The sequence below is a fragment of the Tenacibaculum sp. AHE14PA genome, from assembly GCF_019278465.1.
GTDB lineage: Bacteria > Bacteroidota > Bacteroidia > Flavobacteriales > Flavobacteriaceae > Polaribacter > Polaribacter bernardetii.
The window spans coordinates 562685-587245 of record NZ_CP058983.1; the positions used below are offsets into that span (position 1 = coordinate 562685).

At 31.2% G+C, this 24561-nt stretch carries 21 protein-coding genes; 12 read left to right on the forward strand and 9 right to left on the reverse strand.

The window, feature by feature from the left end; translation table 11 throughout:
- Positions 1-133: 133 nt before the first annotated feature.
- The gene (cmk, locus tag H0I30_RS02510) at positions 134-820 is read left to right on the forward strand and encodes a (d)CMP kinase (RefSeq protein ID WP_218772741.1); all 687 of its coding nucleotides are present in this window, start codon (positions 134-136) and stop codon (positions 818-820) included.
- Positions 821-859: 39 nt separating this feature from the next.
- A complete protein-coding gene (locus H0I30_RS02515; RefSeq protein ID WP_218772742.1) occupies positions 860-1282 on the forward strand; it encodes a thioredoxin family protein in 423 nt (140 codons plus the stop codon).
- Positions 1283-1347: 65 nt separating this feature from the next.
- Here H0I30_RS02515 and H0I30_RS02520 read toward each other — a convergent pair whose 3' ends face one another.
- Both H0I30_RS02520 and H0I30_RS02525 read right to left on the reverse strand, forming a co-directional pair.
- Positions 1348-2388, reverse strand: coding sequence for an RluA family pseudouridine synthase (locus H0I30_RS02520; RefSeq protein WP_218772743.1), 1041 nt, complete (start codon positions 2386-2388; stop codon positions 1348-1350).
- 15 nt (positions 2389-2403) lie between these two features.
- Positions 2404-2979, reverse strand: coding sequence for a PASTA domain-containing protein (locus H0I30_RS02525; RefSeq protein ID WP_218772744.1), 576 nt, complete (start codon positions 2977-2979; stop codon positions 2404-2406).
- A gap of 143 nt (positions 2980-3122) precedes the next feature.
- Between H0I30_RS02525 and H0I30_RS02530 the strand changes: the two genes are divergently transcribed.
- From H0I30_RS02530 to H0I30_RS02555, 6 genes are all read left to right on the forward strand, one after another.
- A complete protein-coding gene (locus H0I30_RS02530; RefSeq protein ID WP_218772745.1) occupies positions 3123-4100 on the forward strand; it encodes a D-alanine--D-alanine ligase in 978 nt (325 codons plus the stop codon).
- 4 nt (positions 4101-4104) lie between these two features.
- A complete protein-coding gene (gene coaD, locus H0I30_RS02535) occupies positions 4105-4557 on the forward strand; it encodes a pantetheine-phosphate adenylyltransferase (protein WP_218772746.1) in 453 nt (150 codons plus the stop codon).
- Between the two features lie 6 nt (positions 4558-4563).
- Positions 4564-6309, forward strand: coding sequence for a M14 family metallopeptidase (locus H0I30_RS02540; protein WP_218772747.1), 1746 nt, complete (start codon positions 4564-4566; stop codon positions 6307-6309).
- A gap of 48 nt (positions 6310-6357) precedes the next feature.
- The gene (locus H0I30_RS02545; protein WP_218772748.1) at positions 6358-6876 is read left to right on the forward strand and encodes an RNA polymerase sigma factor; all 519 of its coding nucleotides are present in this window, start codon (positions 6358-6360) and stop codon (positions 6874-6876) included.
- Positions 6877-6937: 61 nt separating this feature from the next.
- A complete protein-coding gene (locus tag H0I30_RS02550) occupies positions 6938-7861 on the forward strand; it encodes a FecR family protein (protein ID WP_218772749.1) in 924 nt (307 codons plus the stop codon).
- 31 nt (positions 7862-7892) lie between these two features.
- On the forward strand, positions 7893-10223 hold the full coding sequence (locus H0I30_RS02555) for a TonB-dependent siderophore receptor (protein ID WP_218772750.1): 2331 nt from the start codon (positions 7893-7895) through the stop codon (positions 10221-10223).
- Between the two features lie 30 nt (positions 10224-10253).
- Here the strand turns inward: H0I30_RS02555 and H0I30_RS02560 are convergent, their stop codons facing one another.
- The gene (locus H0I30_RS02560) at positions 10254-11429 is read right to left on the reverse strand and encodes a GlmU family protein (protein ID WP_218772751.1); all 1176 of its coding nucleotides are present in this window, start codon (positions 11427-11429) and stop codon (positions 10254-10256) included.
- 114 nt (positions 11430-11543) lie between these two features.
- On the opposite strand from H0I30_RS02560, the gene H0I30_RS02565 reads away from it, so the two are divergent.
- Genes H0I30_RS02565 through H0I30_RS02575 form a run of 3 tightly spaced genes read left to right on the forward strand, consistent with a single transcriptional unit; the run spans position 11544 to position 13164 of the window.
- A complete protein-coding gene (locus H0I30_RS02565; RefSeq protein ID WP_218772752.1) occupies positions 11544-11927 on the forward strand; it encodes a 6-phosphogluconate dehydrogenase in 384 nt (127 codons plus the stop codon).
- Positions 11920-12468: an acyl-CoA thioesterase gene (locus H0I30_RS02570; protein ID WP_218772753.1), complete on the forward strand. Its 549-nt coding sequence runs from the start codon at positions 11920-11922 to the stop codon at positions 12466-12468. The genes H0I30_RS02565 and H0I30_RS02570 overlap by 8 nt, the downstream gene beginning before the upstream one ends.
- A 3-nt stretch (positions 12469-12471) precedes the next feature.
- Positions 12472-13164, forward strand: coding sequence for a cyclase family protein (locus tag H0I30_RS02575; protein ID WP_218772754.1), 693 nt, complete (start codon positions 12472-12474; stop codon positions 13162-13164).
- Positions 13165-13221: 57 nt separating this feature from the next.
- Here the strand turns inward: H0I30_RS02575 and H0I30_RS02580 are convergent, their stop codons facing one another.
- The 6 genes from H0I30_RS02580 to rpmH form a co-directional block, all read right to left on the reverse strand.
- Positions 13222-14544 (reverse strand): TolC family protein, encoded by a 1323-nt coding sequence (locus H0I30_RS02580; protein WP_218772755.1) that lies wholly within the window; start codon positions 14542-14544, stop codon positions 13222-13224.
- Positions 14545-14559: 15 nt separating this feature from the next.
- Positions 14560-17718: an efflux RND transporter permease subunit gene (locus tag H0I30_RS02585; protein WP_218772756.1), complete on the reverse strand. Its 3159-nt coding sequence runs from the start codon at positions 17716-17718 to the stop codon at positions 14560-14562.
- 3 nt (positions 17719-17721) lie between these two features.
- Positions 17722-18852, reverse strand: coding sequence for an efflux RND transporter periplasmic adaptor subunit (locus H0I30_RS02590; RefSeq protein WP_218772757.1), 1131 nt, complete (start codon positions 18850-18852; stop codon positions 17722-17724).
- Between the two features lie 11 nt (positions 18853-18863).
- On the reverse strand, positions 18864-19319 hold the full coding sequence (locus H0I30_RS02595; protein ID WP_218772758.1) for a MarR family winged helix-turn-helix transcriptional regulator: 456 nt from the start codon (positions 19317-19319) through the stop codon (positions 18864-18866).
- Positions 19320-19449: 130 nt separating this feature from the next.
- Positions 19450-22302 carry a carbamoyl-phosphate synthase large subunit gene (gene carB, locus H0I30_RS02600; protein WP_218772759.1) on the reverse strand — a complete coding sequence of 951 codons (2853 nt, stop codon included), beginning with the start codon at positions 22300-22302 and terminating at the stop codon, positions 19450-19452.
- Between the two features lie 105 nt (positions 22303-22407).
- Positions 22408-22569 carry a 50S ribosomal protein L34 gene (gene rpmH / locus H0I30_RS02605; RefSeq protein ID WP_058884776.1) on the reverse strand — a complete coding sequence of 54 codons (162 nt, stop codon included), beginning with the start codon at positions 22567-22569 and terminating at the stop codon, positions 22408-22410.
- Between the two features lie 229 nt (positions 22570-22798).
- On the opposite strand from rpmH, the gene H0I30_RS02610 reads away from it, so the two are divergent.
- Positions 22799-24412, forward strand: a complete 1614-nt coding sequence (locus tag H0I30_RS02610; protein ID WP_218772760.1) for a CTP synthase — start codon at positions 22799-22801, stop codon at positions 24410-24412.
- Positions 24413-24561 lie beyond the last annotated feature (149 nt).

Genomic DNA, 24561 nt, shown 5'->3' on the forward strand with positions numbered 1-24561 from the left:
AAACGAACAACTAAAGGCATAAAACTAAGGTAAAACACTTATTTACAAGCTCTTTAAACTTGCCTTAATTTTGAAGTTATTGACCTAAAAAAATAGATTTCTAATGTATATTTGTATTTTATCTTTATCATTTATGAAACAAAAAATCACCATTGCCATCGACGGATTTTCATCTACAGGAAAAAGCACTATCGCAAAGCAACTTGCAAAAAATTTAGGCTATATTTATGTAGATACTGGTGCTATGTACAGAGCCGTTACTTTGTATGCAATGCAACAAAATTACATTTCAGATTCCCACTTTAATCCGGAAGAATTGGTTACAGATTTACATAAAATCTCACTCTCTTTTAAGTTTAATGAAGAACTTGGTTTTGCAGAAATGTATTTAAATAATACTAACGTTGAAGCCACTATTAGAACCATTGAGGTTTCTCGTTTAGTTAGTAAAGTAGCCACTATTTCTGAAGTTAGAAAGAAACTCGTAAGCGAACAACAAGAAATGGGAAAAAACAAAGGTATTGTAATGGATGGACGTGATATTGGTACGGTTGTTTTTAAAAATGCTGAATTAAAATTATTTATGACTGCCTCTGCCGATAAAAGAGCTACACGTCGTTATAAAGAATTATTAGATCGTGGTGATAAGGTTAATTATGCCGAAATATTACACAATGTTCAAGAACGTGATCGCATTGATTCTACCAGAGAAGATTCACCTCTTGTTCGCGCCGATGATGCTATAGAATTTGATAATTCTGATATGGGCTTGAAAGAGCAGTTTGATAGAATTATGAGTTTAGTTAACATACGACTATAATAATTTACCTATTTTTATAGAAAAATAAATTCTATGAAAATGAAAAAAATTATTTTAACCATTGCTTTTTTCACTTGTCTTCAATCTTTTTCTCAGGGTATTGATTGGCAAACAGATATTGACAGCGCCATAATGTACGGCAAAGAAAACAATAAAGATGTTTTTATATATTTAGGAGAAAAAAAATGTGTGCCTTGCAGAGCTGTTCAGAAATACGCATATGACACTAAAAAATTTCAAGATTTTTCTAAAAAATTTGTCATGGTAAAAGTTTACAACGATTTAGATAAAAGTAAAAAAGAAGCACTCGCCTATTTTAATAAAGCAAAAAAACGATTTAACACAAAAATGGTTCCTCGTTTTATTTTAATACGCAACGAAAAAGAAATTGCTAACTTTTTTGCTTATGTAAAATCACCCGAAGATTTAATGGATAAAATTACTCCTTATCTAAAAAAATAATTTTCTTAAACCGAAAACAAAAAAACCAGCTTCATGAAGCTGGTTTTTTTGTTTTATAATATATTTTAGACTTGTTCTTCGTGTTTCGAATTCTCTGAATAGGCTCTCCATTTTGCCAAACACGCTTCAATATCTGCAGGTATTTCTGTATTAAATCGCATAAACTCTCCTGTTGTAGGATGCGTAAAACCTAATGTCTTTGCATGTAACGCCTGCCTTGGCAATACTTTAAAGCAGTTATTTACAAATTGCTTGTATTTTGTAAACGTTGTACCTTTTAAAATGTCATTACCTCCATAACGCTCATCATTAAAAAGTGTATGACCTACGTATTTAAAGTGCGCTCTAATTTGGTGAGTTCTTCCAGTTTCTAATTTACATTGCACTAAAGTTACATACGTAAGACGTTCTAAAACTTTGTAATGCGTAACTGCATGCTTACCATAATCTCCGTCAGGAAAAACAGCCATTTGCAAACGGTTATTAAAACTACGACCTATGTTTCCTTCTATAGTTCCTTCGTCTTCTTTTACATCTCCCCAAACCAATGCGTAATACAAACGCTCTGTAGTTCTATCAAAAAATTGTTTCGATAAATGTGCCATTGCAAACTCTGTTTTTGCAACTACTAACAACCCGCTTGTATCTTTATCAATTCTATGAACCAAACCAGGTCGCTCATTAGAGTTTGTTGGTAAGTTTTCTATATGATGAATTAATCCGTTAACCAAAGTCCCAGAGTAATTACCGTGCCCTGGATGAACCACTATTCCTGCTGGTTTATTTACAACCATAACAGTATCATCTTCATAGACGATATCGATAGGAATATCTTCTGCAACCAATAAGTTTTCAGCTGGCGGATATGCTAAAACTACACGCACTACATCTTTTGGTTTTACCTTATGATTGGGTTTAACAATCTCATCATTAACTAAAACATTTCCTGCTTTTGCTGCTTGCTGAATCTTATTTCGTGTTGAACCCTCAATAAAGTTCATTAAAAATTTATCTACTCTTAAAGGCTCTTGTCCTTCAGTTGCTACAAACCTATGGTGTTCGTATAAATCGTCGTTTTCTATTGCTAAATTTGCGTCTTCCTGCATGAATCAATTATATAATTAGTTACCATCACCTAAAATAAGGTTGATCGTGGTTTTTTTTGGTAATTTTGTTCCTGGTGTAATTCTTTTTCCTTCGTGCTTTAATCCTCTAACAACATCTTTTCCTATATCTCTTACATAAGTAACATCTCTTCCTACAATAAAACCTTGAGATTGTAAATGTGTCGTTGCTTGCCTTTTTGTTCGTCCGTTTAAATCAGGAATTATAATATCTCTGTATTTAGATGGATTTAAAGTTAAGTATATTTTACGGTTTTCTTTTACGAAATCTCCTACTTCAGGATCTTGTTCTATAACCGATTTTTTTGGATATGCAGGATTATATGTTGCACTATCAATTATAATAAAATCTAAATTAAGTGTTTCTAATTTTTTCTCAACCTCTTCTAAAGACATTTCATGCAAATTAGGCACTTGTATTTTTTGATTGTGGTTCGTTGTGGTTCCTAGCCACCATTGCAGCACAAAAACAACTATAAACAACGAAGCAATCGCTATTCCTATTTGAATAAAGAAGGTTTTACTTTTTAAAAATTGAAATAAATTTTTAAGCTTTTCAGAAAAATTACTCATATTATTTTTTTGTAAGGTGGCGCAAATTTACAGTAAAAATATTACTATTTTTAATTCATTAACTCTTAAACGAGTTTTTTTGGTAAGTTTGTATAAACTTAGACAAACAATTTTACATTATAAAACAATTCAAAAGCAGTAAAGTGAAAAAAAACATAGCTATTATTATGGGAGGATATTCTTCTGAAGTAGAAATATCTTTAAAAAGTGGTTCGGTTGTTTACAAGCATCTTGATAAAGAAAAATATACGGCTCACAAAATTCATGTTTTAAAAAACAAATGGGTTTTGGTTGATGAAGAAAATAATGAATATCCTATAAATAAACATGATTTTTCTGCGGATGTAAATGGCCATAAAATTGTTTTTGATTGTGTTTTTAATGCAATACATGGTATGCCTGGTGAAAACGGACTCATACTTGCTTATTTCGATTTAATCGGATTAAAACACACCTCTGCTCCTTTTTATCAAATGGCTTTAACCTTTAATAAACGAGATACTTTAAGTGTTATTAAAGAATATGGTATTGCTACAGCAATTTCGGTATATTTAAATAAAGGCGACCACATAAATATTGATGAAATTATTACCAAAGTTGGCTTACCTTGTTTTGTAAAACCAAACAATGCAGGCTCTAGCTACGGTATTTCTAAAGTTCATAAGAAGGCTGAATTAATTCCCGCATTAGAAGTTGCTTATAAAGAAGATTCTGAAATTTTAATAGAAAGTTTTTTAAACGGAACAGAAGTTTCTGTTGGCGTAATTCAATACGAAGGTAAAACCAAAGTTTTACCAATCACAGAAATTGTTTCAGAAAATGATTTCTTTGATTATGAAGCTAAATATGAAGGTAAATCACAAGAAATTACACCTGCACGAATTTCTAAATCACAAGAAAAAAACGTTACCGAAGTAGCAAAACGCGTGTATGAAATTTTAAATATGAAAGGTTTTACTCGTGCCGAGTATATTTTTATAAATGATAAACCTCATTTCTTAGAAATAAATACCGTACCAGGATTAACGGAAGCAAGTATTTTACCACAACAAGCAAGTTGTGCTGGCATCTCTTTAACAGCACTATTTGGCAACGTTATTGAAACAGCATTAAAAAACTAAACTTATGAAAAAAGCAGTTTTTCCAGGATCTTTCGATCCGATTACATTAGGACATGTAGATATTATTGAACGTGGTGTTACCTTGTTTGACGAATTGGTTATTGCCATTGGTATAAATGCCGCTAAAAATTACATGTTTTCTTTAGAGGAACGCAAACGTTTTATTGAAGAAACTTTTAAAGATCAGCCTAAAATTAAAGTAGTTACTTATAGCGGCTTAACAGTTAATTTCTGTAAGGAACAAAATGCTGAGTTTATTTTAAGAGGTTTAAGAAATCCTGGTGATTTTGAGTTTGAAAAAGCCATAGCGCATACCAACCGTAAACTTTCAGAAATAGAAACCGTTTTTTTACTAACATCTTCTGGTAAAAGCTATATATCATCCTCTATTGTACGTGATGTTATTAGAAATAATGGTGATTATACAGGCTTAGTTCCCAGTACTGTAAAAAATTAAATTTTAATGAAAAAACTACTTATTCTACTTTGTTTAATTGCTTTCTTCGGATGTAAAAAAGAACGCATCAATACGGATGATTTTACAACACTTTTCGAAAAATCAAACGGAACAAAAACTCCAGAATATAAAGACGTTATTTCTTTTTATGAAGATTTAGCGGAAACCTACACTGAAATATCTTTATTTGAAATAGGCAAAACAGATTCTGGAAAACCGTTACATTTAGTAGTTTTTAATTCAGACGGAAAAACGACTTTAAAAAACATAAAAGATTCGTCTAAAAGCAAAATACTTATTAATAACGGAATTCATCCCGGAGAATCCGACGGAATAGATGCTTCTATGTTGCTTTTAAGAGATATCGTTCAGAATGATTCTCTAAAAAAAATATATAAAAATTCTTTAATTTCTGTGATTCCTGTATATAATATCGGTGGCGCTTTAAATCGCAACTCACATACTAGAGCCAACCAAAACGGACCGAAAGAATACGGATTTAGAGGAAATGCTCGTAACTACGATTTAAATCGTGATTTTATAAAACAAGACACTAAAAATGCCGCTGCTTTTGCAGAAATTTTTCATTTAATAAATCCCGATGTTTTTATAGATAATCATGTAAGTAATGGTGCCGATTATCAATACGCGATTACACATTTATTTACACAACACAATAAACTAGGTGGTAAACTTGGTGCTTTTTTAGAAACAGAAATGCGCCCGTTTATAGAAAATTCTTTATCAGAAAAACAAATTCCCATTACTCCATATGTAAACGTTTGGGGAAATACTCCCGAAAAAGGATGGTCGCAGTTTTACGACTCGCCAAGATATTCTACCGGATATACAACCTTATTTAACACCTTAGGTTTAATGGTAGAAACACACATGTTAAAACCATATAAAATTCGCGTTGAGCAAACCTATGAATTGTTATTTTCTACATTAGATTTCACGGAGAAAAACACTCTTAAAATTAAAGATTTACGTAAAAAAAATCTTAAAGATATTTTAAGTAAAAAAACATACCCTATAACTTTTCAAGTTGATAAAAACAATCCTAGCTATTTAGATTTTAAAGGCTATGAAGGTTCTTATATAGATAGTGAAGTAACCAACGGGAAAAGGTTATTTTACGACAAAAGTAAACCATACACTAAAAAAGTAACTTATTACAACAACTTTAAAAGCACCAAACAAATAACAATACCCAAAGCATATATAATACAACAAGGTTGGCATAAAATTGTTAAAAGACTACAGCAAAATAAAATAGCTTTTACACGTTTTAAAAAAGACACACTTCTAACATTAGAAACACAACATATAACAAATTTTGACACTCAAAAAACAGCCTACGAAGGACATTATCTACACTATAACACTTCTGTAGCAAAAGAAACTAAACCTGTTAAAATTAAAAAAGGAGATATTTATATTTCTACGCAACAAGAAGGCCTTAGATATATTATTGAAACATTAGAAGCCGAGGCTACCGACTCTTTTTTTAACTGGAACTTCTTTGATACCATTTTACAGCAAAAAGAAGGTTTTTCTGCCTATGTTTTTGAAGATGCTGCGGCTATATTTTTAAAAGAAAATCCGTTAGTAAAAGAAGCATTGATGGATAAAATAAATAACGACACCCTTTTTGCAAAAAACACCTATGCACAATTATACTATGTGTACAAGAAAACACCTCATTATGAAGAGGCGCATATGAAATTACCTATTTATAAAAAATACTAACTTAGCTCCCCTATTTTACGGCTTTGTTTGTATTAAAAAAATAACCCAATGAGTAAAGACCTTTTAAAATCTGTTTGTGAGCAAAAAAATTTCGAAGAAATTTTTAACAAACACTCTCAAACCCTAAGAAACTACATATATTATAAATGTGGTAACACTCAGCAGGCAGAAGATATTGTTCAGGAATCTTACATAAAACTTTGGGATAATTGCTCTAAAATAATATTTGAAAAAGCGAAATCCTTTTTATATACTGTTGCCAACAATCGTTTTTTTAATGAAGTAGCACATAAAAAAGTGGTCTTAGAACATCAAAGAAGAAGTATTTCTACAGATAAAACTAACGAAACTCCACAATTTATTTTAGAAGAGGAAGAGTTTTATCAAAAGTTAAAAAAAGTAATCGCCGATTTACCTGAAAAACAACGAGAGGTTTTTCTTTTAAGTAGAATCGACAAGAAAAAATATGCTGAAATTGCTGAAATTGTAGGTATTTCTGTAAAAGCAGTAGAAAAAAGAATGAGCAAAGCGTTGCTGATTATCAAAGAAAAAATTGGTAAAATATAATAAAAAAGTAGGGTAATTAGTAAATTAATTGTTCTTAATATAAATAGCAAGAAAAACGAAAATGAAACAAGAATATAACGATGAAACATTTTTAGCTCGATGGATTGCGAATGATTTGTCGTCGGATGAATTAAATAAATTTAAAGACTCTGAGGATTATCATCAATATAAAAAAATTAATGATACTTCTCAATTACTAAAAGCTCCTCATTATAATAAAGAGACTGTTTTAAATAAAATAAAAGAAGAAAAAAGTACGAAAAAGAAATCTAAAAAGGTTTTTAAACTTTCGCCTTCATGGATGTATAGTGCAGCTGCTTCAATTATTTTATTGTTAACTGTATTTTACATCAATAAAAATAATACCAGTAATTTTTCATCTGCATATGGTGAACAAATAATAATTAAATTGCCTGACAATTCTACAGCTTATCTTTCACCTGGTGCTAGTTTAGAATTCGATAAAAAGAATTGGAGCGAAAAAAGAGATTTATTTTTAACAGGTGAAGCGTATTTTGAAGTTGAAAGAGGAAAATCATTTACTGTTAATAGCAAACAAGGTAAAGTGGTCGTATTAGGTACTAGGTTTACTGTAAATACTTCAAATAACTTTTTTGAAGTTCAGTGTTTTGAAGGAAAAGTAAAAGCTACCTCTAAAAACAATAGCCAAGCTATTTTAACAAAAGGAAAGGCGTTTAGAGTTTATGATAATAAGAACGAAAATTGGGAATTTTCTAAAGAGAAACCATCTTGGTTAAAAGGAGAAAGTAACTTTAACAATGCTCCTTTACATAAAGTTATCTTAACACTAGAAAAGCGATACAATTTAAAATTTAATACTAATAAAATAGATGTAAACAGACGCTTTACTGGTGCTTTTACAAATAATGATGTTAATATCGCCTTAAAAACTGTTTTTGCTCCTATGAAAATTTCATTTAAATTAGCAGAAAATAGCTCGGTTGTGTTAACCTCTGATGAATAAAAAATTAAGTATTCTTTTTATATGCTTAACAATGTCTGTTTTTTCTCAAGAAAAAATAGACATTGCTTTTTTTGATGCGCCTATGTTAGACGTTTTAAAAAAAACAGAAACTGATTATAAAATAAAGTTCTCTTTTGACTCTGATATTACGAAAGGAATTCTATTTTCTTTTTCTAAAAAAGCATGTATTCTTGAAAATTTAATTGATGAAATAGAAGTACAAACTATCCTTAAATTCAATAAAATAGATGAACGATACTATTTTATTACTGTTCAAGAGCTCGAAAAAAACTTTAATGTTTTAAAAGAAATCTCAGTAAAAAACTATATTACCTCTGGTATCAATCAAAACAAACACGGTTCTATAGCCATTATACCTAAAAAGTTAGGCTTGCTTCCAGGATTAACAGAACCCGATGTTTTAGAAACCTTAAAAATTATACCAGGTGTACAAAGTCCTAACGAAACAGCTTCTGGTATTTACATAAGAGGTGGAACTCCTGATCAGAACTTAATTTTATGGGACGGAATAAAAATGTATTATTCAGGCCATTTCTTCGGAACACTTTCTGCTTTTAATCCTTATACAACAAGAGAAATCACCCTATCTAAAAGCGGAACACAAGCAAGGTACGGTAATAAAATATCTGGCGTTATAGATATAAAAACAGAAGATGATATTCCTGAGCAAACAACTGGTGGATTTGGTTTTAACATGACACACGCTGATGCCTACATTAGAGTACCTTTAACCAAAAAAACAGCGATTACTACTTCGTTTAGACGCTCTTTTACTGATCTAATTAACACCTTTACTTTTAATAAATTATCAGACAGAGTATTTCAAACTTTCGATGCAAATCAAGAGAGAAACATTATAAACAATAACATTCCTTTTGTTAGAGATAATCATTTTTATTTTGCCGATTATTCTGCAAAAATAATTTTAAAACCATCTGTTAACGAAACTTTATCCGTAAGCTTTTTATACACTCAAAATAAGTTATCTAACAGCTTTAAAATACCTATTTATAAAGATATTTATTTAGATGATTTAAACATTAAGAATAATGGTTTAAGTTTTTTATGGAATAAAAGTTTCACTCCGAAATTAAAACAAGAATTAAAACTTTATTATTCTCATTTTAACCTAAACTATAAAGGTAATTACAATTATATTGATGATTATTTAATCAGGAAATCTATCAAAAAAAATTCGGTTAAAGATGTAGGTTTTTCATACAGCCTAAATTATAAAACAAATAACAATACGAACCTTTTATTTGGTTACGATTTTCTTTCTAACAAAACGAAATACAGTTTAGAGTACCAAGCTGATATTAATAGTGAAAATATAATAAATTCAATAAAAGAAGATGAAGGTACCAATAAAACTCATTCTCTTTTTACAGAATATATTTACGATACCAATAGTTGGAAAATAAATGCAGGTATACGTTTTAATTACTTTAATAAAATTAATAAATCGGTTATAGAACCGAGATTATATATAGAAAAAAGCATTACTTACGACCTTAGTTTTAAAGCTTCCTTAGAACAAAAAAATCAAACATTAGGCCAAATAGTAGAGTTTCAAACATCTAGCTTAGGGTTCGATCTAGAAAATGAAATTTGGGCGCAAGTAAATGATGATGATATTCCTCTTCAAAAAAGTTTTCAGGTTTCATCAGGTTTCCTTTACAATAAAAACAGATGGAAAGTAGATATTGAAACTTATTTTAAAAATGTAAATGGAATGACTTCTCAAACAAGAGGCTATAATGATCAAACGACTGATTTCTCTAAAGGAACAGGTAAGATATTTGGTATAGATATACTTGTTAATAAAAAATTTAATAATTACATAACATGGATTAACTATTCATACTCTAAAAATCAATTCAAATTTTTAGATCTAGAAAATAAATTTTTCCCTTCTAACCACGATATTACAAATTATTTCTCTTGGTCTCATGCCTTTAAGTTTAATAATTATGAGTTTTCATTAGGTTGGATTCACAGAACAGGTAATGCATACACTCCTATTTCTAATTTTATTATTGATGCAAACACAGGATCACCTATTATTATTTTAGATACCGACAATATCAATTCAGAACGTTTACCTAAATACCATCGCTTAGATGCGTCTGTTACATACTCGTTTAATTTTTCTGATAAATGGAAAGGTAAACTTGGTTTTTCTATTCTAAACATCTACAACCAAAAGAATATAATTAATAGATCATATACTGCTGTTCCATTTATTAATAATACTAATGAAATTGATTACCGACTAGAAACGGTAGATAAGCGCTCGTTAGGTGTAACACCTAATTTAGTTTTTAGAGTTAGTTTCTAAAAAAAGCCTCACAATATTGTGAGGCTTTTTTTAATAATTTCTATTCTTTTTTGTTTCTTCAAATACGTGTTCTAGAATTTTTTTCTCTTTTTCATCAAATTCTATATTACGTCTTTTCATTACAACTTCTGCAACTTCAAAAACTTTTGATGTTTTATATTCTGTAAAACCTGATGCGCCTCCCCAACTAAAAGATGGTACAAAATTTCTTGGAAAACCACTACCAAATATATTTGCAGAAACGCCTACAACTGTTCCTGTATTAAACATAGTGTTTATGCCACATTTAGAATGATCTCCCATCATTAAACCACAAAACTGTAAGCCTGTTTTTGCAAAACGCCCAGTTTCATAACTCCATAATTTTACTTCTGCGTAGTTGTTTTTTAAATTAGAATTGTTTGTATCAGCTCCTAAATTACACCATTCTCCTAGTACAGAGTTCCCTAAAAAACCATCATGTCCTTTACTAGAATATCCCATTAAAACTGAATTATTAACCTCTCCTCCTACTTTACAATGCGGACCTAAAGTAGTTGCCCCGTATATTTTTGCTCCTAATTTTAATACTGAATTTTCACACATTGCTAATGCGCCTCTAACAACAACACCTTCCATTACCTCAGCATCTTTACCTATGTAAATTGGTCCTGTAGAAGCGTTTAAAATAGCATAAGTTAGCTTTGCTCCCTCTTCTATAAAAATATCTTTTCTATTTATACAACTAACTGTTTCAGGTATTGGTTCTGAATCTCTTCCATCTGTAATTAAATCAAAATCACTTCTAATTGCTTTATCATTTAATGAAAAAATATCCCAAGTATTTTTTATTTGAATAATTTCTTCATCAAACTCGATTTGCTCATAAGATGAAAAATCTACCTCTTCTTGTGAATCAAACGTATAAAAAGCAATCACATCTTCTCCTTTAAAAATAGCTTGATTTTTCGTTAAGCTTTTAACCATTTCAATTAATGGTTTCGTTGGTAAAAATGAAGCGTTTAACAAAACATTTTCTTCCATTTCAACCATCGGGTATTTTTCTTCTAAATACGCTTCAGTTACTGTAGTTGTAGTTAAACCTAAGTGTTTTTCCCATTTTTCTCTAATGGTTAAAATACCAACTCTAATATCGGCAACAGGCTTTGTGTATGTAAATGGTAATAATGCGTTACGTACATCACCATCAAATAAAATATAGTTCATTGTATTTCTTTTTTGAAGATAGACAAACTTACTACTTTCCTTTCATTTTTTAAGTCTAAAATTTAACATTACTTTTGTTCTAAACAAACCTCTAAAGGTTTTAACTTCTAAGCAATGAAAAAGATTTTAGCTTTAATTATTAGTGGTATTTTATTAGTCGCTAGTTTATATTACGCTTTTATATATTATGTACCTTATAGTGAAGGTGTTCGTTCTGGCGAACTAATAAAAATTAGTAATAAAGGAATGTTTATAAAAACATGGGAAGGAGAAATTAGCCAAGGTATTTCTGGCGCGCAAATTTTTTCTTTTTCTGTTGAAGATCAAGCAGAAACGGTAATTGCCGATTTGCAAAAATTTCAAGGTCGTTATGTAAAGGTTACTTATAAAGAACGTTACGATTCTTACTTTTGGCTAGGCGATACAAAATATTTTATAACTAAAGTAGAAGAAGAAGTTTCTCCACATTTTAGAGGCTTAAAACCAGCAAATGAATAACAAAAAACATAAATACGTAAAAGAGACTTATATTACAATTTCTGAGTTAATGCTGCCTTCACATGCTAATTTTAGTGGTAAAATTCATGGAGGATATATTTTGTCTTTATTAGATCAAATAGCCTTTGCTTGTGCTTCTAAACATTCTGGTGAATATTGTGTTACTGCCTCGGTAGACACGGTAGATTTTTTAAGTCCGATTGAAGTTGGCGAATTAGTTACCATGAAAGCCTCTGTTAATTATACCGGAAGAACTTCTATGGTAATTGGTATTCGTGTGGATGCTGAAAATATTAGAACAGGAAAAAAGAAGCACTGCAATTCATCTTATTTTACAATGGTTGCAAAAGACAATGAAGGAAAAAGTATTGAAGTTCCGGGTTTAATTGTAAAAAATGATATTGAGGTTGGTAGATTTTTAAAAGCCATAAAACGTATTGAAATGAAGAACAAACGTAAAGATGAATTTGATAGTGAAAACTTTGTGCCTAACAATTACATTAACTATTTAGAAAAATATAACGTAAAAATTGAATTATAGTTTATGCCTGAAATTATAGATTTAAGTCAGGAAATTTTTGAAGGAATGCCAGTTTATAAGAGCCTTCCTCAAGTAAAAATGTCTGTTCATAATACACATGAAGAGTGGGATAACATTAAAAAACCAACAACCGAAACTCCCGCTGTTTATAAGTTAGAAATGTGCGAACATACCGGCACTCATGTGGATGCTTTAAATCATATGGCCGCAGAATATAAAGACGAATCTATAGACACAATGCCACTTTCTATGTTTTATACAGAAGGGATTTGCTTAGATTTTTCACATAAAAAACTACAAGAGTTAATCACTACTAAAGAAGTTAAATCGGCTTTGCTCAAAAGCAACCAAACCATAAATAAAGGAGATACCGTTTTATTATATACCGATCATTATCGTAAATATTTTAATACTGATAATTGGGGCAAAGGACCTGGAATTACAGCCGAATGTGCTAGTTGGTTAGGAGAACAAAAAATAGCCGCTTTTGGTGTTGAAACCATGTCGCCAGGTGTTCCAAAAATTTCTAATAAAGAAGTACATCATATTTGTGGAGAATTAAAATTCACGCATTATGAGAATATGATTAATTTATATAAATTGATAAACAGAGGTCGATTTCGATTTATAGGTCTTCCTTTAAAAATAAGAGGCGGCACAGGCTCTCCCGTAAGAGCTGTTGCAATCTTTGAATAAAAAAATCCGAAGTTAACTAACTTCGGATTTTTTTCTATTTATGCTAAAATTCTATTTCTAGAAATTCTTATTATCTAATAAAGTTCCTGCTAATTGTAGCAATTGCAATTCAGCATTTTTTGCAGTGTACTTCGCATTACTTACACTTAATTCAGCATTAATTAAATTTACTTGAGCCTGACGAAAATCTATAGAAGTAATTTGACCTAGTTTATAACGCTCATCTGTTCTATCAAAATTAAGCTTATTCGTAATTACATTCTTTTCTTGAACTTGTAATGAAAATAAAGCGTTCTGATAAGTTTCCCAAGCATTATTTACATTTCTTTCTAATAACTCTTCTTGTTGCTCCTTTTGAATTTCTTGTGTTTCTAAAGCTATTTTAGCATTGGTTACATTCGTTTTTGTACGTCCACCATCAAAAAGATTCCAAGACAAGTTTAATCCTGCATTTAATCCTTTTCTGGTGTTAGAAATCGGACTAAAAGCATTCGTGGCATCGTTGTTACTTTTATTCCAAGCATACGAACTTGTTAAGCCTACATTTGGCATCCAACCAGCTTTATTAATCTTAATATCTAACTGTCGGAGTTCAATATTCTTTTTTGATTGGAGTAAAGTTGCATTATTAGCTTTTGCCTTTGCTAACACGTCCATTAAATTCAAATCAATCGCGTAAGTAACATCAGTACTTACATCAATAGAAGTATTTACATTTCGTCCCAATACAACGTTTAAATCTCTTTTTGCGTTGGCTAATTGTCTTTTTACACCTAAATAGGTAATGCTATCATTATTTACATCAACCTCAGCATTTAAAACATCTAACTTTGTATTTTGTCCGTACTCAAAACTATACACAGCTCTTTTTAATCGGTTTTTAGAAATGCTTAGCGTTTCTTTTTGTGTTGTTTCATTTTCAGTTAATCTTCCTACCTCGTAGTATGCCAAAAACAGCGTAGTTAATGTATTTTCAATTATTTGTCGGGCTTGTAATTCGGTTAAATTATAAGATTCCTTTAAGCGTTTAAACGTGTTTTGCCTGTTAAAGCCATTAAAAATAGTATAATTTAAGCCTACAGATGCGTTGTATGCTTTAGATTCTGCGCCTGTAACTGAATTTACAGTACCATCCTGAAACTCATTATCAGTATCATTACTGCTATAGGTAGCCCCTGCATTTGCTGTAACTGTTGGCAAATAACCGCTATTATAGATACTCTTACTGTTTTTAGCTGTTGCTAAGTTGTTTTTAGTAACTCGTATATCGTAGTTATTCTCTAGCGTTACTTCTACCGCTTTTTCCTTCGATAGTATTTCTTGTCCATAAAATGAAACATTTACAAACAGCAATACGATAATTAAATAAGTTGTTTTCATCTTTATATTCTTTTACTATGCTTCTTCAGCTTTTTCAGATTCCATTTCTTTAATAGCTCTTTCTACCGATTCTCTATTTGGTTTTTTACCTTCCCATAACCACAATGTATATACTTTAGAGTAATTAGCGATTGATAATAAAACTGGTAAAGTTAATAAGGTTAAAAAAGTAGCTATCATAATTCCGTATGCAATAGATATTGCCATCGGAATTAAAAATTGTGCTTGACGACTTGTTTCTAAAATTAAAGGCGCTAAACCAGCAACTGTAGTTATAGTCGTTAAAAATATAGCTCTGAATCTAGATTTTCCTGCAGCGAATATTGCTTCATCAAAACTCATTCCTTCCTTTAAATAACTATTAAATTTACTTATCAATACCAAGCCATCATTAACCATAATCCCTACTAAGGCAATGATTCCTAGAAGTGATAATATATTTACAGCAAAACCATGAAACCAATGCCCCCATGCAACACCAATTAAACTAAATGGTACCATAATTAACAACATAAATGGTTGTCCGTAAGATCTAAACGTAAATACAATTACAATATAAATTAGCAATAAAATTACAGGTCCTACCAATGCTGCTGAACTCGAAACTTTTGCTGCTTCTCTATTCTGCCCTTCGTACAAGGCTGTTACAGATGGATATTTAGCTTTAATTTCAGGCATTATCCTTGCTTTAATATCATCTAAAACATCTGTAGCACTTCCTTGAGCATCTTTCATATCAGCATCTACTTTTATTTCACGCTGCCCTTCTATGTGATTTATAGATATTTCTCCTCGCTCTATTTTATAAGTCGCTATTTCCGATAACGGAACTCTACTACCTGTAGGAGTAGAAATTCGCATATCGTCTAAATTTTTAATCGACGAACGTTCATTTTTATCATAACGAACCCAAACTTTTATTTCGTCTTGTCCCCTTTGAAAACGCTGTGCTTGTCTACCAAAAAAACCACTTCTTATTTGCGACATTACCTCATTTAAATTCAAGCCTAATAAATACGCATTGTCTTTTAACTGTATATTAATTTCTTTGATTCCCTGTGGATCGTTATCTGTAACATCTTTTAAATTCTGATTTTTACTTAATTCTGATTTTAATTCGGTTTTAGCCGCTTTTAACTCAGCGATGTTGTTACTTAATAATGACACTGAAACCGGACTTCCACCAAAATTACCTCCCGAACCAAAAGTTAACGATTCTACGCCGTAAATCTCTCCAACTCTTTTACGTATTTCATTTGTAATTTCTCTCGAGCCAAAAGTTCTTGTTTCTCCTGGTAATAAATTTATTCTTAAGGATGCTTTTGCCGATCCTGGTCCTATTTGTTTTAAAATATTTTCAACAACTGGCTCATCTGTAATTGCATATTTCTCTGTAAATTCTTTTTCAACTTCCCATGTTTTTGCTTCTATAACAGAAATAATACTATCCGTAATTTTTTCGTTAGTTCCTTGCGGCATGGTTAAATTTACCGATACTCTATCACTCGCTATCGACGGAAAAAAAGTTCCTTTTATGATTCCTCCTTGAAATGCACCAATTGTTATTATAAATAAAGCAACCGGAATTATCAGTCCGAAGAACTTATTATCTAAAACAAATCGCAATGCTGGCGCATATAATTTATCTCGCATAAAATCCATAAAATCTTCGGCATATTTATTAAATGCATACAATTTCTGATTTCTATCTAATGCTTTTGAATGTGCAACGTGTGCAGGCAAAATAATTAAAGCTTCTACCAACGAAAGAATTAAGGTAAGTGCAACTACGGTAGCTACTTCTCCAAAAAACTCTCCTATATTTCCTTCTAAGAAAAAGAATACTGAAAAGGCTAAAACTGTAGTAGTAATTGCCGATATAATTGGCGGAACAACTTCCATCGTACCATCAATGGCAGCTCTAATAGGGTTTTTCCCCATTTCATAATGATGATAAATATTTTCAGCAATTACAATTCCGTCATCTACCAAAATACCAATAACGATAATCATCCCAAATAATGATAATACGTTAATGGTAATATTAAAGTATCCTGCCAACATAAACATTCCGAAAAATGCTACTGGTAATCCTGCTGCTACCCAAAATGCCAATCTAGGACGTAAAAAAAGCGATAAAAATAACATTACCAACAACATTCCTTGCCATGCGTTTTTAAACAATAACTCGGTACGCTGATTTAATGTGATTGATGAATCTCTTGTAATTTCAATCTTTATATTGTCATGTTCTTTATTAAACTTGGCTATATATTCATTTATTTTTTTAGCTGAAGTTAATAAATCTTCATTATTGGTATTACTTACCTGAATTCTTACCGCTAAGTTTCCGTTGTAAAAATTTCTATTCGGTGTTTCATTCCAAATATCTTTTACCGTTGCAACCTCTTTTAATCTGATTATTGTTCCGGAAGCATCTGCTTTTACAACCAAATTATCTAGCTCATCACCATAATAAGAGCGATTTTTTGCTCGAATTAAATACTCTTCTGCAACTGTTTTTACAGAACCTCCTGAGGTTAATATATTTGCCGTAGAAACTGCTCTTGCAACATCATCAAATGTTAAATCGTATGCTCTTAAATCATTTTCTTTAACAGCTATTTCAATTTCTTCTGCTGGATACCCTGAAACAGAAATCTGAGAAATTCCGTCTATTCTACGGATATCATTTTCTATATCTCTTGCGATATTTTTTAATGATTTTAAAGGGATTTTATCTCCTGTAACCACAAAACTAATCGTTTCTGCAATGTTTTCTATTTTAGCAACCACCGCAGGTTCCATTCCTGATGGAAAGTTAGGTACTTTATCTACCGCGTTTTTAACATCAGCTAAAACTACATTAATATCATAACCTTTTAATATTTCTACTGAAATACTAGCTGAGTTTTCTGATGATGTAGATGTTACTCGATCTACACCTACCAATCCTTTTAAATTGTCTTCAATTTTCAAAACCACTCCTTCTTCCATCTCTTGCGGAGAAGCTCCTGGATATGCTACATTTATATTGATAAATTTAGCATCCGTTAGTGGAAAAAATGATGATTTTAAAGAAGAAAAACCAAAGGTTCCTAATACGACAAAGGCAATAATAATGATATTTACCGCCACTGGGTATTTTATAAAATATGCAATTACTTTTTTCATATCTTATTTTTTTGCAGTGTTAGTAGTTTTTGTAAATATCTTAACAGGCATACCTGCATACGCACCTGCAACCGGTTTATTGATTAATTGAGCACCATTTTGCAATCCTTTTATAACCACCGTATTTTCATTAAAATGCACCGCATTGATATTTATTAAATCTAACACGTTGTTCTTTACAACATACACCGCTTTATTTTCAACCAATAGCTTTCTATTTATCTCAATAGCTTCTGTCATTGTTTTTACAGGTACGTTTGCTTCTAAATACATACCTTCTCTTAACTCTTTTCCTTTTACCTCGATAAAAACTTGAACTGTTTGTGTAGCTTGATCTAATTTCCCGTTAATTCGGGCAACTTTACCTGACCACATTTTATTCTTTTCTAAATTTTGAAGTTCCACCGTTTTACCAACTTTTAAAATATCAGCAAAGCTTCCGTTTACAGACAAAGCCAATTCAAAAACTGAAGTATCTATAAATTCACCCATTTTCTGACCAACCCTTACCAAAGTTCCATTAGTAACCAAAGCTTCTGTAACTACACCACTAAAAGGAGCTCTAAGATTGTATTTTCCTAACCTCGACTCTAAATTTTTAACATTATAATACGTTGTATATATATTCTTACCAGTTACGAAATACTTCTCTTTGTCTGAGTTTGCCTCAGGAAGTGGTTGTACTGTTTTATTTATATCATAGTTTTTTAAATAGGTATTCCATTTTTCAAAAGAATTTGGATAGTCTAGTCGTAAATCTGGCATAATAGAAGCTATTAAATTTTGTAATGAGCTCCTTTGAGATTGAATTGAAGCATAAAACTCTTGACTATTAATATGCAATAATGTTTGTCCTTTGCTATATGATATACCGGCTTTAAATGGTTTTGATGTAGGTTTTAAAATTCCTTGCACCTCCGAATAAATATCCACTTTATTCTTAGCTTGCAAATTCCCGTTGGCAATAATATTTATAGCAACATCACCATTTTTAACTTCTTTTACAAAAACAGTTTTTTCTACCTTTGTAACTTTCTGTACAGGAAGTTCCTTACTGTCTTTTAAAATATTGGAGATTATAAATGACAATCCGAGTACTGCAACTCCTGCTCCTACAATAATTAGTTTTCTCATGGTTTATTTGTTTAGCTGTTACTACAACTTTTAGCTGATTTTATATTTAAGTTTTCTTGTATTTTTTTAATCACATTAATTGTTTGTGCAATTTCTTCTTCTGATATATTTTCTTGTAATGAGGTTACAAATTGCGCCATTATAGGCAAGGTTTCTTTAAATAAAACATCACCCTTTTTAGTGATATAAATATTATTAATACGTCTATCTAATTTAGAGGGAATTCTAGCAACTAAACCTTTTTTTTCCATCGTATTTACTAATCGCGTTAGCGATGTTTTATCTCTACCTGTTAAAAAAGCTAATTCCTGTTGTGGTACTCCGTTTTTTTCTTGTACTTTTTTTAAGAATACCCATTGTATTTTTGTCAATGAAATATTATGTTCAAAAAACAAGTCATGAACATGGTTTTCAATCATTTTGGTCGTTTTTCCTAACCAAGGAGCTAATGTATTTTCAATACCCATACATATTCTTTAATTGCTGCGAAATTACTAGAAACAAGTATTTTAGTTGCATATACAACAGGTTAATTTTTTGTTAAAAAAAAAGCCTATCAATAAATATTGATAGGCCCTTAATAAATATTTTTAAAATCTACTTTGTCAAATACATTTTACGTCTTGAATATAAATCGTAAAATTGATCGTCTTTTAAATCATCAATAAATAAAATACTTTCTCCTGTTGATTTCATTTCTGGTCCTAACTGCTTATTAACATTCGGAAACTTATTAAATGAAAATACAGGTTGCTTTATCGCATAACCTTCTAACTGCGGATTAAAAGTAAAGTCCGTTACTTTTTTCTCTCCTAACATTACCTTGGTTGCATAGTTTACATACGGTTCTTTATAGGCTTTCGCAATAAAAGGAACTGTACGAGATGCACGCGGATTTGCCTCTATAATATAAACAATATCGTTTTTAATTGCAAACTGAACGTTTATTAAACCAACTGTTTTAAGCTCTAAAGCAATTGTTTTTGTGTGATCTTTTATTTGTTGTAATACTAAATCACCCAAGTTAAACACTGGCAAAGTTGCATTAGAATCTCCAGAGTGCACTCCACAAGGCTCAATATGCTCCATTATTCCGATAATCTGCACGTTTTCACCGTCACAAATTGCATCTGCTTCTGCTTCAATTGCTCCATCTAAATAATGATCTAATAATAATTTATTACCAGGCATTCTTCTTAATAAATCTACAACATGCTCTATTAATTCTTCTTTGTTGATAACAATTTTCATTCCTTGCCCACCTAAAACATAAGATGGTCTTACTAGGATTGGAAAGTCCAATTTATCTGCTAAAGCTAAGGCCTCATCTGCAGTTTCTGCTATTCCGAATTCTGGATACGGAATATTATTATTTTTTAATAAGTCAGAAAAACTCCCCCTATCTTCTGCTAAATCTAAAGCTTCGAAAGAAGTTCCTAGTATTTTAACACCATATTTGGTTAATTTCTCTGCTAACTTTAAAGCAGTTTGCCCACCTAACTGAACAATAACTCCTTCTGGTTTTTCATGTTTAATGATATCATAAATATGCTCCCAAAAAACAGGCTCGAAGTATAATTTATCTGCCGTATCAAAATCGGTAGAAACCGTTTCTGGATTACAGTTAATCATAATCGTTTCGTAACCACATTCGGCTGCAGCTAAAATTCCGTGCACACAACAGTAATCAAATTCAATTCCTTGCCCTATTCGGTTTGGTCCTGAACCTAAAACTATAATTTTCTTTTTTGGTGTAACTTCACTTTCATTTGCGATTATCGTAACGCCTTCTTTGGTTACAATATCACTTTCGAAAGTTGAATAATAATACGGAGTTTTTGCTTTGAATTCAGCAGCACAAGTATCTACTAACTTATAAACTCTATTAATATTTAACTCTTCTCTCTTTTTATATACTTCACTTTCTAAACATCGTAGCATATGTGCAATCTGACGATCTCCATATCCTTTCTGCTTTGCTTCTAATAACAAATCTCTATCAAGCGTATCAACACTGTATTTAGAAATTTCTTTTTCTATTTCGTATAATTCTTCATATTGCTTTAAGAACCACATATCAATCTGCGTAATTTCGTGGATTTTACTCAACGGAATTCCCATTTTAATGGCATCATAAATAATAAAAACACGATCCCAAGAAGCATGTGTTAACTTCTCTATAATTTCTTCGTAATTTTTATTTTCTTTTCCATCAGCACCTAAACCATTACGTTTAATCTCTAATGATTGAGTTGCTTTGTGCAATGCTTCTTGAAACGAACGCCCAATTCCCATTACTTCACCTACAGATTTCATTTGTAACCCTAAAGTTCTGTCAGAACCTTCGAATTTATCGAAATTCCAACGTGGAATCTTTACGATTACATAATCTAATGTTGGCTCAAATAAAGCAGAAGTAGATTTTGTAATTTGATTATCTAACTCATCTAAATGATATCCTAATGCTAACTTCGCTGCAATTTTTGCAATTGGGTAACCAGTTGCTTTACTCGCTAAAGCGGATGAACGTGATACACGTGGGTTAATTTCAATTGCTATTATATCTTCCTTTTCATCAGGAGAAATCGCAAACTGCACATTACATCCACCTGCAAAATCACCAATATTACGCATCATATGAATTGCCATATCACGCATTTTTTGAAAAGTTTTATCAGAAAGTGTCATTGCAGGAGCTACGGTAATAGAATCTCCTGTATGAATTCCAATAGGATCCATATTTTCAATAGAACATATAATAACTACATTATCATTTGCATCTCTTAATAACTCTAACTCATATTCTTTCCAACCGATAAGTGCTTTATCAATCATTACCTCATGAATAGGAGAAACTTCTAATCCTCGGGTTAACAAAGCATCAAAATCTTCTTCTTTATATACAAAAGACGCTCCTTCACCACCTAAAGTAAAAGATGCTCTAATAATTAAAGGAAAACCAAACTCTTGTGCTATCTCTTTTCCTTTTAAGAAAGAGGTTGCTGTAGCTTGTGGTGCCATCGGAACTCCAATATCTAGCATTAAGTTTCTAAACTTCTCACGATCTTCGGTAATATTAATAGCATCAATATTAACTCCTATAATCTCTACACCAAAATCTTCCCAAATTCCTTTTTCATCAGCTTCAATACATAAATTCAACGCTGTTTGACCACCCATTGTTGGTAAAACGGCATCAATTTGCGGATGCTCTTTTAAAATTTTTATTATTGACTTTGTGTTTAAAGGCAAGAGATATACATGATCGGCCATTGTTGGGTCGGTCATGATTGTTGCAGGATTTGAATTGATTAAAACAGTTTCAATTCCGTCTTCACGTAAAGAACGTAAAGCTTGTGTTCCAGAATAATCAAACTCACAGGCTTGTCCAATAACAATTGGTCCCGATCCGATTATTAAAATAGATTTAAGGTTTTGATTTTTAGGCATTTTGTTTGTTGTGTTGTGTTGTTGACAAAAATAAAAAATGTTTATATACAAAAAAAGGTGTTACTAAAAAATAGTAACACCTAATATATTAATGATAATTAATCATTATTTTTTTGGTCTTGGAGCTGAAGATACACTTAAGTTCTTTCTTCCCTTTGCTCTTCTTCTTGCTAGTACTTTACGTCCGTTAGCAGATGCCATTCTTTCTCTGAAACCGTGTTTGTTTCTTCTTTTTCTTTTCGATGGTTGGTAAGTTCTTTTCGGCATTATTTATATTTTTAAAAATGGTCTTTAATTATACGTTGCTTTTATGAAATTCCGTCTGCTAAAAGCGTGGGCAAATATACAACAGTTTTTTTGTTTAACAAATACTAGTTTTACTTTTTTCTAATATTTTTTCACTTGGCAAAAATAGTGAATTTTTATATATCTTTTATCACTTTTTTATTTGTTCGAATAGTTAGACTTCTTACTTTTGCCTAAACCTAACAACACCATGAACAACACTAAATACGTTTTTGTAACAGGAGGCGTAACTTCATCACTAGGAAAAGGAATTATTGCCGCATCTTTAGCTAAGCTATTACAGCAAAGAGGTTTCTCTGTAACCATCCAAAAATTAGACCCATATATAAATATCGACCCAGGAACATTAAACCCGTATGAACACGGTGAATGTTATGTTACTGATGATGGTGCTGAAACAGATTTAGATCTTGGCCACTACGAGCGATTTTTAAACATACCAACTTCACAGGCTAACAATGTTACTACTGGTAGAATATATCAATCAGTAATAAATAAAGAGCGTAAAGGAGAATTTTTAGGAAAAACTGTTCAAATAATTCCGCATATTACAGATGAAATTAAGCACCGAGTCCAAATTTTAGGAAATACAGGAGATTATGATATTGTGATTACTGAAATTGGTGGAACCGTGGGTGATATTGAATCACTACCTTATATAGAAGCTGTTCGCCAATTACAATGGGAATTAGGAAATGACAACGTTATTGTTGTTCACTTAACACTAGTGCCTTACTTAGCTGCTGCGGGTGAATTAAAAACAAAACCTACACAACACTCTGTAAAAACATTAATGCAGAGTGGTATTAGTCCAGATATATTGGTATGCCGTTCTGAACACGAGATTAGCGATACTATTAAAAATAAGCTAGCTTTATTTTGTAATGTCAAAAAACAAGATGTAATTCAGTCTTTAGATGCTGAAACTATTTATGATGTTCCAAACCTAATGTTTAAAGAAGGTTTAGATTATGTGGTTTTAGATAAATTAAACTTATCTACTCGTAAGCAACCTAAATTAAAAGCATGGAATCAGTTTTTAGAACGTCATAAGAACCCTACTTCTACCATAGAAATTGGTTTGGTAGGTAAATATGTTGAATTACACGATTCTTATAAATCGATTACCGAGTCTTTTATTCATGCCGGTGCTACCAACAAAACAAAAGTAAATGTACGTTGGGTTCATTCTGAAGAATTGACTCCTGAAAATGCGCCTTTAAAGTTAGCCGGATTAAATGGTGTTTTAGTAGCGCCTGGTTTTGGAGATCGAGGAACTGAAGGTAAAATAGCTGCTGTACAATATGTTCGTGAAAATAATATTCCTTTTTTAGGAATTTGTTTAGGGATGCAAATGGCTGTTATTGAATATTCTCGTAATGTTTTAGGTTTAAAAGATGCAGAATCTACAGAAATGAATAAAGATACTACACATCCTGTTATTAACTTAATGGAAACTCAAAAAGACGTTACTCAAAAAGGAGGAACCATGCGTTTAGGTGCTTGGGATTGTGAAATCATCGAAGATTCTAAAGTATTTAAAGCCTATAAATCGAAATTAATTAGTGAGCGCCATCGTCATAGATTTGAATATAACAACGATTATAAGGAGCAACTAGAAAATGCAGGAATGAAAGCTACAGGAACCAACCCTAAAACAGGCTTGGTAGAAATAGTTGAAATCCCTACACACCCTTGGTTTGTTGGTGTACAATATCATCCAGAATATAAAAGTACGGTGTTAAATCCACACCCACTATTTGTGAGTTTTATAAAAGCGGCTTTACAGCAATCAAAAAAATAAATTTAAAATCCTGTAATTTTTAGTTACAGGATTTTTTTTATCAAAACGGAATACTATTTGAACTATTAATCTTATCAAAATTAATCACAGTAAAACCTCATAAAATATATAAGGTTTCGCTACATTTGTCGGGTTTTTCAATAATGAGA